The sequence below is a fragment of the Flavobacterium sp. genome (genome assembly GCF_027484945.1).
GTDB lineage: Bacteria > Bacteroidota > Bacteroidia > Flavobacteriales > Flavobacteriaceae > Flavobacterium.
The window spans coordinates 1-16,210 of sequence record NZ_JAIXRZ010000016.1 but is presented as its reverse complement, the minus strand read 5'-3'; the positions used below and the strand labels follow the sequence as shown (position 1 = coordinate 16,210).

Below are 16,210 nucleotides of genomic sequence, written 5' to 3'. Positions count from 1 at the left end.
TTACTTAATTACTAAAATAATTCATTACGTTTTACCGGCTACAATCCTAAAAAGTTACCAATATTGGTCTATTGAAGGTTTGTTTTTCGTTTTTGGAAGTTTATCCTTGCTTTTGCTGATTATTCTAGTATTTGTAATGAAAAAAAACTTTGACCAAACAGGGATGGTGTTTCTGGTGTTAACGTCAATACAATTGATAGCCGCCTTTTTTATTGGAAAATCCATTATTTATGCGACAGAAAGCCGGTTTGAAAAAATAAATTTTTATGGAATTTTTGCATATTTTCTTGTGTTAGAGACGGTTTTAACAATCAATTTATTGAATAAAAAACCATAAAAAACGATTTTTCAATGAAAATCTCAAAAAAGAATCGTAATCCTATTGTTTTTTTTCTAAAAGATGTACCTTTGCACCAAATTTTAGAAACCTTAAAATTACGTTATCAAAAATGGTGATTTCTAGAAAACCAAGCCACTTAATACTAGCTGCTTTATTGGCATTTATGCCCTTTCTTTCTTTCGCTAATACTACCCATGGAGAAGTTGCACCTGCGCACACCACAGAAGCTTCGGTATCAACTCCAGAAGAAGGACATGCTGAAGGTCATGGAGAGTCGCATTCCGGAGGAGATATTCGTAGTCAAATAAAAAATCATATAAATCATCACGTTTTAGATTCCCATGATTTTACTTTGTTCTCTGATGAGAAAGAAGGCAAGCACTATGGTTTTCCGCTTCCTGTACTATTATGGGACGAAGGATTTCATGCATTTTCTTCCTCTGAATTTCATCATGCTGAGAATGGTGTAGTTGAATCCAATGGAAAATTTTATGTGTTAAGTCATCATGATGGTAAAATTTACCGTACCGATGCTTCAGGAAAACTTATTGAAAATGAAGTAACTGGTCATCCCGATAATGTACATCCTTTAGACTTTTCAATTACCAAAAGTGTATTGTTTATTATAATTACGGCCCTGTTGATGTTTTTGTTGTTTAGCCGTTTAGCAAAATCGTATGCTAAAAATGGCGGCATTCCTAAAGGAGCTGTTCGTTTTTTCGAGCCTTTGGTGGTTTTTGTTAGAGATGAAATTGCTATTCCTAATATTGGAGAAAAAAAATATAGAAAGTATATGAGTTATTTATTGACCATTTTCTTTTTTGTTTTGTTTCTAAATTTATTTGGATTAACGCCTCTAGGAGTCAATGTTACTGGAAATTTAACGATAACTTTTTCATTGGCGATCTTGACCTTTTTAATTACAAATTTAACGGCAAATAAGAGTTACTGGGGTCATATTTTTTGGATGCCTGGAGTGCCCTATTTAATGCGAATTGTTTTAGCACCAATCGAATTGTTGGGCGTGTTTATTAAACCATTTTCTTTAATGATTCGTTTGTATGCCAATATTTTTGCGGGCCATATTGTAATTATGAGCATTATTGGTATCATGTTTATTTTCAAAAGCTGGATTGGTAGCTCGCTATCTTTCGGATTGGCTTTTGTTTTATCAATTTTAGAAATATTAGTAGCCTTTTTACAGGCATATATTTTCACGATGTTAACCGCTCTTTATTTTGGTTCTGCTAACGAAGAACACCATCATGAAGAAGCACATCATTAATTACGTATTTGTTTAATTTAATATACAAACACTATGACTATTCCAAACATTGTAGGTGCAGGATTGATCGTAATCGGTGCAGGTATCGGTATCGGTAAAATCGGTGGATCAGCTATGGAAGCTATCGCACGTCAACCTGAACAATCCGGTAAAATCCAAACAGCGATGTTGATTGCTGCGGCACTTATCGAAGGAATTGGTTTTGCAGCATTATTTGCAGCATAATCCAAAAAATTAACAACGGTTACAACGGTTGGTTGTAACTGTTGTTTTCTATTGTTTAACAGAAATTATTTATATACCTCATGGATAAATTAATTAATCAGTTTGAATTCGGATTATTTTTCTGGCAAGTTCTCATTTTTGTGGGATTGATTCTTTTATTGAAAAAGTTTGCTTGGAAACCTATTCTTGATGCAGTAAACGAGAGAGAGGAAGGAATTAAAAATGCGTTAGAGTCTGCTGAAAAAGCAAAAAAAGACATGGAAAATTTAAAGTCAGACAATGAAAAATTGCTGGCTGATGCCCGTGCTGAACGTGATGCATTAATGAAAGAAGCGCGCGAAATCAAAGAAAAGATGATTAGCGATGCAAAAGCTGATGCACAAGCACAAGGTGAAAAAATGATCAATCAGGCAAAAGCCGCTATTGAAAGCGAAAAAAATGCAGCAATGGCCGATTTGAAAAATCAAGTTGCATCTCTTTCATTAGAAATTGCCGAGAAGTTATTAAAAGATGAGTTATCCAACAAAGAAGCACAAACCAAATTGGTTGAAAAAATGTTGGGTGACGCTAAACTAAACTAATCGAATATGTCAAGAGCAGCGATTCGTTACGCCAAAGCAATTTTAGACATTGCCTCAACTTCTGGTAAAGCCGAAGCAGTTAATAACGACATGAAGTCGGTATTGGCGGCTTTAGCCGAAAGCCATGAATTACAGGTTTTTTTAGCAAGTCCAGTTGTACGATTGGAGGCTAAAAAAAATGCTTTGAATGAAATTTTTGTAAACGCACAACACGAAACAAAAAGCTTGTTTCAATTGTTGTATGCGAATAAACGATACGAAATCTTAGGCGCTATTGCTAAACAATATGGACATCTCTACGATGAAAGTATTGGTGTAGAAATTGCCAAAGTGACCACTGCAATACCGATGACTCCAGAATTAGAAGCAAAAATTAGAACTAAAATTGCTGCGATGTCGTCTAAAAAAATTACAATGGAAAACAGTGTCGATCCTTCCTTAATCGGAGGATTTATATTACGGATAGGAGACCTGCAATACAATGCATCGGTTTCTAGTCGATTGAATGAATTGAAAAGAGAATTTAGTAACTAATACATCATAAAGATATATTACAATGGCAGAAATTAAAGCTGCTGAAATTTCAGCAATCCTTAAAAAACAATTAACCGGTTTTGAATCGGGTGCTTCTCTAGAAGAAGTAGGAACCGTATTGGAAGTGGGTGATGGTATCGCGCGCGTTTATGGTTTGTCAAATGCACAATACGGTGAGTTAGTGCAATTTGATAACGGTCTTGAAGCGATCGTATTGAATCTTGAGGAAGATAATGTAGGGGTGGTACTTTTAGGACCATCTACAGGTATCAAAGAAGGTTCAACGGTTAAAAGAACACAACGTATTGCTTCTTTGAAAGTCGGAGAAGGTATTGTAGGTCGTGTCGTAGACACTTTAGGAAATCCAATCGATGGTAAAGGTCCAATCTCTGGTGAATTGTATGAAATGCCATTGGAAAGAAAAGCACCTGGAGTTATCTTCCGTCAACCCGTTAATGAACCTTTACAAACTGGTATTAAAGCGGTAGACGCAATGATCCCTGTTGGAAGAGGACAACGAGAGTTGGTAATTGGTGACCGTCAAACCGGTAAAACAACCGTTTGTATTGATACCATTTTAAATCAAAAAGAATTTTATGATGCTGGGCAACCGGTATATTGTATATATGTTGCTGTTGGTCAAAAAGCATCTACAGTTGCAGGTATTGCTAAAACTTTAGAAGAAAAAGGAGCGTTAGCTTATACAACTATTGTGGCAGCGAATGCTTCCGATCCAGCGCCAATGCAAGTATATGCTCCAATGGCGGGTGCAGCAATCGGTGAGTACTTCCGTGACACAGGTCGTCCTGCATTAATCGTTTATGATGATTTATCTAAACAAGCAGTTGCATATCGTGAGGTGTCCTTATTGTTAAGAAGACCACCAGGACGTGAAGCATATCCTGGAGACGTATTCTACTTACACTCACGTTTATTAGAAAGAGCGGCAAAAGTAATTGCTGATGATGATATCGCTAAAAACATGAACGATTTACCCGATTCATTGAAGTCAATCGTGAAAGGTGGCGGATCTTTAACAGCTTTACCAATCATTGAAACCCAAGCGGGTGACGTATCAGCCTATATTCCTACTAACGTAATTTCGATTACAGATGGACAGATTTTCTTAGAGTCAGACTTGTTCAACTCTGGAGTACGTCCTGCGATTAACGTAGGTATTTCGGTATCGCGTGTGGGTGGTAATGCACAAATTAAGTCGATGAAAAAAGTTTCGGGTACCTTAAAATTAGACCAAGCGCAGTATCGTGAATTAGAGGCGTTTGCAAAATTTGGATCTGACTTGGATGCGGCTACATTGAATGTAATTGAAAAAGGAAAACGTAACGTAGAAATCTTAAAACAATCGGTAAACGATCCGTTTACAGTTGAAAATCAAGTAGCGATTATCTACGCAGGTTCGAAAAACTTGTTACGAAACGTTCCTGTAAATAAAGTTAAAGAATTTGAAGCCGATTTCTTAGACTATTTAAATAGCAAACATCGCGATACTTTAGATGCTTTAAAAGCAGGTAAATTTGATGACGCCATCACGAATGTGTTGGAAAATGCAGCGAAAGAGATTGCAGCTAAATATTAATATAAAGTGAACAGTAACTGGTGATTAGTAAATAACTAATCACTAGTCACTAATTACTAATTACTATATAAAATGGCAAATTTAAAGGAAATTCGAAGCAGGATAAGTTCGGTTCAGTCGACGATGCAAATAACATCGGCGATGAAAATGGTATCAGCCGCAAAATTAAAAAAAGCGCAAGATGCAATTACAGCCATGCGTCCTTATGCAGAAAAATTAACGGAATTACTTCAAAATTTGAGTGCTTCAATTGAAGACAACTTGGATGTAAGTTTTACGCAACAACGCGAAGTGAAAAAAGTGCTCATCGTAGCAATCACCTCTAATCGCGGTTTGTGTGGTGCTTTCAATGCCAATGTAGTGAAACAAGTCCGCTCGTTGGAAGAAAGCTACAAAGGCAAAGCAGTAACGATTTATACTATTGGTAAAAAATCGGGCGATGCTTTCCGAAAAACGAATTCCATTGCGGGTGAAAATACTGCTATTTTTGATAACTTAACTTTTGATAATGCTGCTGAAATCGCACAAGAATTAATGGATAAATTTGCTGCTGGCGAATTTGATAAAATTGAATTGGTCTACAATCAATTTAAAAATGCGGCGACACAAATTATCAAAACAGAACAGTTTCTCCCTTTAGCAGCAGGCGGTACACAAGCAACGGCTAGTTCAGATTACATCTTTGAACCTACGAAAGAGGAAATCGTGCTAACGTTAATTCCAAAATCGCTAAAAACTCAATTATATAAAGCTATTCGCGATTCATTTGCAGCAGAGCATGGAGCTCGAATGACAGCAATGCACAAAGCAACGGATAACGCAACAGAATTGAGAAATCAATTGAAATTAACATACAACAAAGCTCGTCAAGCGGCCATTACTAATGAAATTTTAGAAATTGTTGGTGGTGCCGAAGCGTTGAAAGGTTAACTAAGATTATAAATAGAAAAAAGAGTCGGCTGCAGTCGACTCTTTTTTTTGCATACATATTATCGCTATTTTTGTTATAAAATTTTGAAGCATTGAGTCTGTACAAGAACCTCTTTAAACAAACCTTGATTTATGGTCTGGCAACCGTTCTGCCCCGTATTATCAGCTTTTTGCTCAATCCACTCTATATTTATTATTTAAATGATAAAAGTCAAATGGGTATCGTTTCGGTGATCTTTTCCTATTTAGTCTTTTTCAATGTTTTTCTTTCGTATGGAATGGAAACCTCATTTTTTCGCTTTTTTAATAAAGAGGAAAACAAAGCCAATGTACTATCTACCAGCACGATTTCATTATTTTGGTCCACATTAGGCTTTTTAATTATTGCCTTATTGTTTCGAAATACCCTCGCCCATACTTCAGGTTTTGCTGTTGAATTTATAACCTATTCCATTTGGATTATTGCTTTTGATGCTTTAGCCATCATTCCTTTCGCTCAACTTCGAGCCGAACGTAAACCTATGCAATATGCGGCTATAAAGATTGGTAATGTTAGTCTCCAAATTCTCTTTAGCGTTTTCTTTTTGGCTTTTTTACCAGATTTGGCAAAAGATAATCCGGAAGGTTTTTTCAGTACCATTTATTATCCCGAATTTCAAATCGGTTACATTTTTATAGCAAATCTAATTGCAAGCTTGGCTACCATTTTAGTTTTATTACCAAATTATACCAAAATCCGTTGGCACTTTGATTTTTCGCTTTGGAAACAAATGATGCGATATGGTTATCCGGTATTATTGGCTGGTGTTGCCTTTGCTATCAATGAACATTTTGATAAAATTCTTCTCGATTGGTTTCATGTTCCATTAGCCGATATTGGAGCATATTCAGCATGCTATAAAATCGGAATGTTTATGGTGCTGTTTAGAACGGCCTATTCGTTGGGTATCGAACCGTTCTTTTTTTCGCATGCGGGCAATGAAAATGCACCCCAAACCTATGCTACGATCACAAAGTATTTTGTCATTTTTGGTTCGTTTATTTCTTTTTTTGTAGTTGCTTTTATCGACTTACTCAAACTGCTTTTAGTGCCTAATGAGTCGTACTGGGTGGCCATAAAAGTTGTACCCTTAATTGTTTTTGCAAATTTCTTTTTAGGCATTTACACCAACCTTTCCGTTTGGTATAAATTGATTGATAAAACGTTGATCGGGGCGTATATCTCTTTTGTTGGGGCATTTGTTACTTTGGCTTTAAACTATCTATTGATTCCAAGATATAGTTATTATGGATCGGCTTTAGCCACTATTGCTGCTTATGGCAGTATGATGATTATTTCCTATCACATGGGCAAAAAGAAGTATCCGATTCCCTATGATTTTAATCGAATTTTTAGTTATCTCGGCTTATCGGTTGGGTTCTCTGCAATAGTTTTTTATGTGGATTATGTTCGTGATAACTATTCTATCAAAGTACTTTTATTACTTGTTTTTTTATTGTTTATTTATAAAAGTGAAAAAGAAATACTCACCCGTATTTTTAGAAAAAAATAAGAAACTATGCAGATTAAGATTATCAATACATCCGATCACGAGTTGCCAGCTTATGAAACCCTCGCTTCTGCAGGAATGGATTTGCGCGCTCAACTTAACGAACCAATTACATTGCAGCCTTTAGAGCGTGCAATACTAAAAACAGGCTTGTTTATTGAATTACCAATTGGTTATGAAGCCCAAGTACGTCCTCGAAGTGGTTTGGCCGCTAAAAAAGGGATTACGGTATTAAATTCACCAGGTACTGTTGATGCCGATTATCGTGGCGAAATTGGTGTCATTTTAGTAAATTTATCCCAAGATCCTTTTGTAATTGAAAACGGAGAACGGATCGCTCAATTGGTCATAGCAAAACACGAACGTGCCACTTGGATTGAAGTGTCTCAATTATCGGATACTTCGCGCGGAGCTGGCGGATTTGGGAGTACCGGAGTGAAATAAAGAAAAAATAAATTGTATAACACACCACCATGATTATCGATTAAGCGATTTGAAATGGAATACTAAATAGAAAACAAATGAAAATTATTGTCCCAATGGCTGGTCGCGGATCACGCCTTCGCCCGCATACCTTAACAGTGCCAAAACCCTTAATTCCAATTGCCGGAAAACCAATTGTTCACCGGTTGGTAGAAGATATTGCCCAAGTAATTAATCAAAAAATTGATGAGATTGCGTTTATTATCCATAAAGATTTTGGAAAAAAAGTGGAAGAAGATTTAGTCGCCATTGCAGAAAAATTAGGGGCACGCGGAACCATTTGTTACCAAAACGAAGCCCTAGGAACGGCACATGCGATTTTATGTGCCAAAGAAAGCATGACAGGACCACTTGTTGTCGCTTATGCGGATACATTATTTCGCGCCGATTTTTCTTTAGACACTTCTGCTGATGCGGTAATTTGGGTGAAACAAGTAGAAGATCCAAGTGCATTTGGGGTAGTACAATTAAACGATCAAAACCAGATTGTGGATTTTGTTGAAAAGCCAAAAGAATTCGTTTCGGATTTAGCGATTATCGGAATTTATTATTTTCAATCAGGGGAAACCTTACGTGCCGAATTACAATACTTGCTCGATACTAACGTTGTTAAAGGTGGCGAATATCAATTGACAGACGCTTTAGAAAATATGAAGCAAAAAGGCATGAAATTTGTACCAGGTAAAGTAGACGAATGGATGGATTGTGGTAACAAAAATGTTACGGTTGAAACCAATACGCGAATGTTAAACTTTTTACACCAAGATGGTGTAGAATCGTTAATTGCAGCTACTGTGAAATTGGACAATAGTACAATAATTCCACCTTGTCATATTGCCGATGACGTTATTTTGGTTAATGCAACCGTAGGCCCTAATGTATCATTAGGAAAAGGGACGCATGTGTTGAACAGTTCCATTAAAAATAGCTTAGTACAAACCCATGCGCATATTAAAAATGCTAATTTAGATAATGCCATGATTGGAAATCACGCCACTTTTGATGGGAATTTTACCAGTATCAGTATCGGAGATTATTCCGTATTAGAATAAAATGAAACAGCGAATTGTAATTAATGGTTTGATCGGAATCTTTATTTCCGGTATGCTTTGGGCACAAGAACCCGAGGATACGGCATTGGCACCCGATGCGTTTCAAAATCATTATTATGAATCGTTAAAACAAAAAGGTATCGAAAACTACGATAAAGCCTTGTTGGAATTGGATCAATGTGAAACCATTCAGCCCAACAATCCTGTTATTTTTTTTGAAAAAGGAAAAAATTATTACTTTATGAAACGCTACAATGAAGCGTTTGATCAGTTTAAAAAAGTAACCGAATTAGATCCTAAAAATCGTTGGGCATGGGTAGGAATGTATGATGTGTGTTATGACACCAAAGATTACAATCGCGCGATTACTATTGTCCAAAAGTTGATTGAATTCAAGTCCGATTATCAAGAAGATCTTTGTTCCCTGTACATGACTACCCGTCAATACGACAAGGCATTGGACTTAATCAATGTGTTAAATGCTACCGTTGGGAAGTCGGATAAACGTGAGTTATACAAAGCACAAATCCTACAGGATGCTAAATACCAGGGCCCTGAAAAGAATGATTTGATCGAAAAAATTAAACAATTTCCAAAAGACGAGTCCAATTATATCGCCTTGATTTTTATGTATTCAAAGAGTAATCAAGAAGAAAAAGCATTGGAAGTTGCGCGCCAATTGGAAAAAGAAATCCCAACTTCTGAATGGGCACAAGTAAGTTTATTTAAGTACCACCTTACAGCAAATGATGGTGCAAAAGCAGTAGGTTCAATGAATAGGGTATTTGCGACCGATAAAATAGATAAAAAAATCAAGCATCGTATGCTGAATGAGTTTTTGATTTTTACAAAAAACAATCCGCAATTTGAACCGCAATTGGATCAAGCAATTCACTATTTTGAGGATGATAAAGAAGTCAATGTAGCCAAAGAAATCGGAAAGTTTTATCAGGCAAAAAACGATTGGATCAAATCGGTTAAATACTATGAAATGCATCTAAAATCACATGGAGAAGACATGGAAGGCATTGTATTATTATTACAAGCCTATACCGAAAGTTTGCTATTTGACAAGGTGCTTCAGTTTTCATCGGAACAATTAGAATTATTTCCAACACAACCCCAATTGTATTATTACAACGGTTTAGCTTTAAACCAACAACGGCAATTCAAAAAAGCCAAAGAAATTTTGGAATCGGGATTGGATTTTATTGTTGACGATAGCGTATTGGAAATTAATTTCAACTTGCAATTAGGAGAAGCAAGTGCAGGATTAGGAGATCATAAAAATAAAAATGCGTATTTTGAAAAGGCCAATCAGCTTTTAGAAAAAACCAAAAAGAACTAATGCAATACCTAAAAAAAATTCAATTTGTTGTGCTTTTAGCCGCAGGGATAGTGGTTTTACAATCGTGTAAATCCAAAGCTCGTCTTGTTTCAGAAGGAACCGCTTCTGATAACGAAATACCAGCAGTTCAAATTATCGATAAGTACAATTTAAACGCCCTAAATTTTTCCACATTATCGATTAAAGCCGCAGCCAAATACCAAGACGATAATCAATCCCAGAATGTGATGGCTGAGATTCGGATGAAAAAAGATGAAAAAATTATGGTAATCATTCGGGTTTTAGGAATTACTATGGCTAAAGCATTAATTACTCCCGAGTCGGTAAAGTATTACGATAAAATAGGCAACAAATTTTTTGAAGGCGATTATTCAGCTTTAAGTCAATGGTTAGGAACCGATTTAAATTATCAAAAAGTACAAAGTATTTTCTTAGGAAAAACCATTGAAGATTTACATAAAGGCAAATACAAAGTGGCGATTGCAGATAAATGGTATCAATTATATACGCAAGATAATCCCGAAGTGAATAAATCTTTTTACTTTGAAAGCGATAATTACTTGGTTAAAAAACAAGAAATTAAGCAACCTACGTTGCAACGCACATTGCAAGTAACCTATCCAGAATACCGCAAAACCGATGAAAAATTGCTTCCTTTGCAAATGGTCTTAGAAGCCCAATTGGAATCGGCAAAAACGTTTATTGATGTTGAATATAAAAATGTTAACTTCAATGAAGATTTATCGTTTCCCTATAATGTTCCTGACGGATTTGAACGTATTGAATTAGAAAAAAAATAAAACATGAGGCAGCCTATTTTCACCTTTTTTCTTTTGATGGTATCTGCAGTGGGTATGGCTCAGCTCACACAAGATGAATTGGAACAACGCAAAGCTAAAATTCAAGAAGAAATTATTGAAAAAGAGCGTATGCTACAAGAAGTGCGTTCGAAAGAAAAATCGGTAACGAAACTACTCGCGCTTCAAAAAGAGAAAATAGGATTAAAAGAAAAGTTGATTAACACGACCAACAAACAAGCCCGCGTCTTAAATGACAATATGTATCTCAACCAATTGGAGATTAACAAACTCAAAAAAGAGTTGGAATTATTGAAAAAAGACTATGCGGATATGGTGTTAAAATCATATAAAAGTCGCTCACAACATAGTCGCGCAATGTTTTTATTGTCGTCGGAAAATTTTACTCAAGCCTATAAACGCCTTCAATACATGAAGCAATATTCGAGCTACCGTAAAATGCAAGGACAAGAAATTAAAGACAAATCCAATGCGCTAGTTAACCATTATACAACGCTAACCAAACAAAAAGAGGAAAAAGATAAACTTTTAGCCGAACAACAAAAGCAGCGCGAAGATTTAGAAAAGGAGCGTCAAGAGCAAGAAAAAATTGCCAATAGTCTAAAAAAAGATAAAAAGCAAATCGCTGCAGAAATCAAGAAAAAACAACAGGAGTCTCGCAAAATTGATGCGCAAATTCAAAAATTACTTCGGGAAGCAATTGCAGAGGCCAACCGAAAAGCAGCGGCCGCAAAAGCCAAAGCGAACCCAAAGACAACGACTGTGGCTGAAACTAAAAAAATTGAGTCTTCTGCCAAAATAGTTCTTACCCCTGAAGGAAAAATTATCGCTGACAATTTTAAATCGAACAAAGGTCATTTGCCTTGGCCAGTAGAACGAGGCGTTATAACTTTAGGTTTTGGTGATCAACCGCATCCGGTATATAAATCGATTATGGTTCACAATAGCGGAGTAGATATTACTACAGATACCAATGCTTCTGTTCGTGCGGTGTTCAAAGGAGAGGTTTCTCAAATTCAACGCATCGGAAATAAGTTTGCCGTATTGATTAAACATGGGGATTACTTTACCATTTACCATAATTTAGCTACAGTTACGGTAAGTGAAGGTGACAATATTAGCGCAAAACAAACGCTAGGAAAAGTAAAAGCAGATGCCGATGGCAAAGCAGTTGTTCGGTTTATGATTTCTCAAAATGCAACCTATATCAACCCAACCTTGTGGTTGAATCGTTAAGTCAAGCTTCCAATTTAGGAAGCTCCACTCGGTATTTTTTATCGGTTTGATTCTTGGTCGAAAGCATTTCGTTCAACAGCAAAGAATCCAGTAAATAGGTGGAGAAAAACATAAATGTTTATGTTATCATCAATAAAAAAAAGCGCCTTGTGGGCGCTTATGTTTTTAGTTCTTTTTTAATAAAACTTTTTCTTGCGTGAACTGATAGGCAGCATCCAAAAACTGAATCATTTTATTCCAGTTGGCATTTGGCTCAAAATAGTTTTTATAGTATTTAAATGTCTTGATGATTAATTGATTACCTTTTATTTCAGCATTGGAAGTAAATCCACCGGTTTCATTTTCTACTTTTTTATTTAATTTTTCCAACCCAGAAACACTATACCCTTCGGGAATGATAAAAGTGATTTCGTTTTCAAACGAACGGGGGAAATTCATATAAATATTGTTTTTACGTTCCATTTCTTTTTTATCAATCTCAATTTGAGAAGTCAAAAAGCGCCCAATTTCCAATAAATATTTATCGCCAGCCTTTTTCACATATTCGTTTGCAATCGTAAACGAGTCTTCTACTTCTAAAGGTGTAGACTTTCCAAAGCGCCCCGTATTTTTAATGGCAAACCCATAATCTTCCACTTTTACGTCAAATTCGCCTTCAACGTTTGCCTTCAACGATTCTTTTTGTTTGTCTTTTAACGTGTTAATTAATGCGTTTAGTTCATTAGTATATTGATTACGCTGTTTTTCATTACGCACATAGTCCATTAATTTGGTCGAACCGTATTTTTCATAATCTTCATAGACATAGTCAAAAAACTCCAAACGATCCTCCTGTTCTGATTCTTTTAAGTGCCCGGTAAAAGCCAATTGACGTTTTACCTTATAACCTGTAAAATCAAGTAATTCTACTTGTGTTTTTACTTTTGAAATATTGTCATTGTAGGTACTGCTCGGTAACGTTATCGCATTAACTTCGGTTACTTTTTTCCCATTGGAAATCCCCAAAACATAAGCTTTCGAGTTTTCAATTAAGGCATCAACTTGTTCTGCACCTGAATAGGAAGAGAAATACTCAATAAATACAGGAGTAGGAGTGTTTACACGAATTAACTTACGTAGGTTTTGTTGGATAAGTAAATCGTCAATCGAACCGTCATGTCGGGGAGTGGCAATAATAATATCATAGCCAATTTCTTGTTTTTTCAAAAACTGCATAAAGTAATTTACAAACGGCAATTCATCTTGAAAGAAAATAGGATTTACACCATAATAACCAAAAGGGTACATGATTTTTGCTTCATTAACCACAAACGCTTCTAAATAACGCGTAAAGTATTCATGGCGGCAAAAATAATAGACCGCTCGAATTTTTTCTTCTTCCGATTGAAAGGTTTTATTTTTCAAAAATCGATTGATTGGACCCAAGTCGCCCGATGGGGAGAATTTTTTATTATAGTATTCAAAAACATCTTCTTTGGACACGGTCTTTTTTACATCGCGTTCTTTTTCAGACAAAAAACCATCGGATAATTTTTCAAACTTACCCGAACGCGCAAAAATAATTTGAAACTTATAACAGGGTAGTTCTGTTAATGGATAGAACCAACGTGGAAATTCATTTTTTTCAACATTCGTTGCCAATAATTCATAAAATCGCTCACTGTTTTTACCTGTAGGCACTTCTTTTAATTCTGGTGCGCCATTGTAGGTGTTGAAATTGACGAAAAAATCATTTTCAGTACTCAAGGTAATTTTTAAATCTAAAGTAGGATACACGTCGCCTAAAGGTGTTTCAACGGCTTTGAACGTATAATCATAAACCGACTTAAACGGTTCTATAGAATAAAAATAAAAGTCGATTATATCACCAATTTCTAAATTTGGAATCGCAAGTTTTTTTTCTCCATTTACTTCTTTAGAATCTTTATCGGCATCGATTACCATTTCTTTTCCATCGGGTTTAACAATTTTTACCCCAATATAATTTGTACCGCGTTGCCAAAAAGACCCCAATGCTTTGTTGGAATAAAATTTGTCGCGATAAGAAAATTCAGAAAACTCTTTTACAGCCGCTTGATCCAATAATTTGATCCGCTTCCGAATCGAACTTTTATACGTTACATTAACCCCGTATTTATGATAATTGTAATGTTCGTGTTTGTAAATAATAACTGCCGACTCATTTTTCCATTTATCAGGAATCGTATTGGCTTTTTTGTAGGCATCATTGGCGCCCCAAATGTAATCTCGGATTTCTTCGGGAGTTTGAGCAAAAGATACCCATGAACTGAAAAGGAAAAGGCCCAGGAAAAGATTGAATTTCATAGCGGTTATTTAGTTAAGATAATTGATGTGTTATAGGATTCCGCAATTTTTTTATTGAGCGCTCTCCAATTTTCAAACTCTGTTGTTTTTAATGTTCCGTTTTTAAATAGAAACAGTTTTTTATACTGAATTAAATTATTTTCTAGGGTATAGGAAAGCATAATCTCATAATTTTCCTCCTTAACCGCAATATTCTCTGGTAACTTAGTCACTTTATAACCTGGGGGTATTTTTAAGGTTATATCGGATTCAAATTGGGTTTTGTAATCCATTTCAAAATCGGTCTTCCGGTCTTTCAACTGAAAATCTTTGTATTCATTCATAAAGTCCAAATCCACATAGATTTCATTGTCAAAGGAAGAAACTTTATTGCTGATATCGATTGTATAATCAATTGTCAATAGTTGGTCACGATGCTCTAAATTTGAGGTTTTTACATTTTCAACTTTAATACTTTTGTTTTGATGGGAGAGGTAATTATCCAAGAGTTCTTTCTTCTCTGACGATTCAAATTGGTTGTATACATTTTGAAAATAGGACCGACTTTCACCGGTATAGGTGCGTTTACAAATTCCCTTCATTTTCTCTTGATCCAACTCCAATGTTGCTTTAAAAACCTCTTTATTTTGAGATGCAGTGCTCAAGGGAACACGCTCAACAATACAACGTGTGCCGTCTTCAATCATCACTTCTTTATTTTGAATTCGTTCGGCATATTCACCAAAAGCATTGTATTTTTCTGTACCATCCAGGTAGTAGTGTTTCCCTTTGTAAAATAAAGTACAAATCATGTGATTATCTACGCTTAACGAAGGTGTTTTGTAATCATAGGCAATATGCTTTGTTCCAATCCAGGTAAGTCGTGCATCAAAACCTGCCAAGACCAACATTTGTTTGATTAAATTGGCCATCCCTTTACAATCACCATATCGTTTTTGAAAAACACTTTGTGCTTCATCGGGTTTAAATCCGGCGATTCCGTCTTCAAATGCAATATATCGAATGTTATCTTGCACCCAATAAAAGATATTTTTTATTTTTTCTTCATCTGTTTTGGCATTTGCAATTAGTTCGTTGACTTTCGGGCGAAGCACTTCAGGATCATTTTGCATCAATTGCACCAATGACGCATACCATTTGTATAAGTCTTCATGGGTTTTAAACAAGGTTTCTTTTTTGTTTCCTTGGGTATAACTTTTAGCTAGTACCATGATGTGGGGATACAAATACGATCGCCCAGGACCATCCGATTCTTTGAAGATAGCAGGTGCATCTTCTAAAGTGTAGCTAATTCTGTTGATTTCGCCCTCTTGAACGACTTCTTTTTTTATAGCAAACCCTTTAAAATTAAATTCTTTAAGTTCTAATTCTAACCAGTTGGGGACGCGAAACGTAATGGTTTTTTTTAAAACAGGGTACTCATCTTGAAAATAAAAAGTAGTACAATACTTAATGTCGTTGTAGTTTTTTATCATTTCATAATAATACGTATACCCTTGTACCGGAAAATCGAGTGATGTATATTTTACGCGCGCATCATGGTAAAACAAATCGTCGTCTTTGTATTGTTCGTCTCGAATAGAAAAAGGGGCTACTTTTTCATTTCGGTATTTAATGCCAAACGATTCAATATTGGATTCGCTGTCATAAAACTCATATTTATGAATATCTGCACGGTGGTTGATATTCATTAAATGTTCTTGGGTTTTTAATCGTACAGTTACTTTTTCATCACGTTTGTTGTAGTCAAATTGGATATCATCCGAACTCGATAAAACAGCAACATCATCTTTAGAATATTTTTCACGAAGGGATTTGGATTTTGAAATATCTTCTGGGGTGGGGTCAATATTTTTTTGTGCAACCGAATGAAAAGTTATCATGGCGCACAGTGATAGCATTAGTT

General features: G+C 35.6%; 14 protein-coding genes. 12 read left to right on the top strand and 2 right to left on the bottom strand.

Features of this window, described 5'->3' with window-relative positions:
• Positions 1–449 precede the first annotated feature (449 nt).
• The 12 genes from atpB to Q0039_RS02035 all read left to right on the top strand — a co-directional run bounded on the left by atpB (position 450) and on the right by Q0039_RS02035 (position 11,979).
• The gene (gene atpB / locus Q0039_RS02090) at positions 450–1,625 is read left to right on the top strand and encodes a F0F1 ATP synthase subunit A (RefSeq protein WP_297508312.1); all 1,176 of its coding nucleotides are present in this window, start codon (positions 450–452) and stop codon (positions 1,623–1,625) included.
• 33 nt (positions 1,626–1,658) lie between these two features.
• Positions 1,659–1,850, top strand: a complete 192-nt coding sequence (gene atpE / locus Q0039_RS02085; protein ID WP_297508309.1) for an ATP synthase F0 subunit C — start codon at positions 1,659–1,661, stop codon at positions 1,848–1,850.
• 80 nt (positions 1,851–1,930) lie between these two features.
• On the top strand, positions 1,931–2,431 hold the full coding sequence (locus tag Q0039_RS02080; protein ID WP_297508306.1) for a F0F1 ATP synthase subunit B: 501 nt from the start codon (positions 1,931–1,933) through the stop codon (positions 2,429–2,431).
• A gap of 6 nt (positions 2,432–2,437) precedes the next feature.
• The gene (atpH, locus tag Q0039_RS02075; RefSeq protein ID WP_297508303.1) at positions 2,438–2,965 is read left to right on the top strand and encodes an ATP synthase F1 subunit delta; all 528 of its coding nucleotides are present in this window, start codon (positions 2,438–2,440) and stop codon (positions 2,963–2,965) included.
• Between the two features lie 22 nt (positions 2,966–2,987).
• Positions 2,988–4,562 carry a F0F1 ATP synthase subunit alpha gene (atpA, locus tag Q0039_RS02070; protein WP_297508300.1) on the top strand — a complete coding sequence of 525 codons (1,575 nt, stop codon included), beginning with the start codon at positions 2,988–2,990 and terminating at the stop codon, positions 4,560–4,562.
• Between the two features lie 72 nt (positions 4,563–4,634).
• Entirely contained in the window at positions 4,635–5,492 is an 858-nt protein-coding gene (gene atpG, locus Q0039_RS02065) for an ATP synthase F1 subunit gamma (protein WP_297508297.1), read from the top strand.
• Between the two features lie 92 nt (positions 5,493–5,584).
• Positions 5,585–7,045 (top strand): polysaccharide biosynthesis C-terminal domain-containing protein, encoded by a 1,461-nt coding sequence (locus Q0039_RS02060; protein ID WP_297508294.1) that lies wholly within the window; start codon positions 5,585–5,587, stop codon positions 7,043–7,045.
• Positions 7,046–7,051: 6 nt separating this feature from the next.
• Positions 7,052–7,486: a dUTP diphosphatase gene (gene dut / locus Q0039_RS02055; protein ID WP_297508291.1), complete on the top strand. Its 435-nt coding sequence runs from the start codon at positions 7,052–7,054 to the stop codon at positions 7,484–7,486.
• A 77-nt stretch (positions 7,487–7,563) separates the two neighbouring features.
• Complete coding sequence (locus tag Q0039_RS02050; RefSeq protein ID WP_297508289.1) at positions 7,564–8,577, top strand: sugar phosphate nucleotidyltransferase; 1,014 nt, start codon at positions 7,564–7,566, stop codon at positions 8,575–8,577.
• Position 8,578: 1 nt separating this feature from the next.
• Positions 8,579–9,925 carry a tetratricopeptide repeat protein gene (locus Q0039_RS02045; RefSeq protein WP_297508286.1) on the top strand — a complete coding sequence of 449 codons (1,347 nt, stop codon included), beginning with the start codon at positions 8,579–8,581 and terminating at the stop codon, positions 9,923–9,925.
• Positions 9,925–10,725: a DUF4292 domain-containing protein gene (locus Q0039_RS02040; RefSeq protein WP_297508283.1), complete on the top strand. Its 801-nt coding sequence runs from the start codon at positions 9,925–9,927 to the stop codon at positions 10,723–10,725. The genes Q0039_RS02045 and Q0039_RS02040 overlap by 1 nt, the downstream gene beginning before the upstream one ends.
• A 3-nt stretch (positions 10,726–10,728) precedes the next feature.
• On the top strand, positions 10,729–11,979 hold the full coding sequence (locus tag Q0039_RS02035) for a peptidoglycan DD-metalloendopeptidase family protein (RefSeq protein WP_297508280.1): 1,251 nt from the start codon (positions 10,729–10,731) through the stop codon (positions 11,977–11,979).
• Between the two features lie 165 nt (positions 11,980–12,144).
• Here Q0039_RS02035 and Q0039_RS02030 read toward each other — a convergent pair whose 3' ends face one another.
• Together Q0039_RS02030 and Q0039_RS02025 are read right to left on the bottom strand one after the other, a co-directional pair.
• A complete protein-coding gene (locus Q0039_RS02030; protein ID WP_297508277.1) occupies positions 12,145–14,304 on the bottom strand; it encodes a hypothetical protein in 2,160 nt (719 codons plus the stop codon).
• Positions 14,305–14,309: 5 nt separating this feature from the next.
• Positions 14,310–16,210: transglutaminase-like domain-containing protein (locus Q0039_RS02025; RefSeq protein WP_366520861.1), on the bottom strand; the 1,901-nt coding region annotated here is incomplete at its 5' end.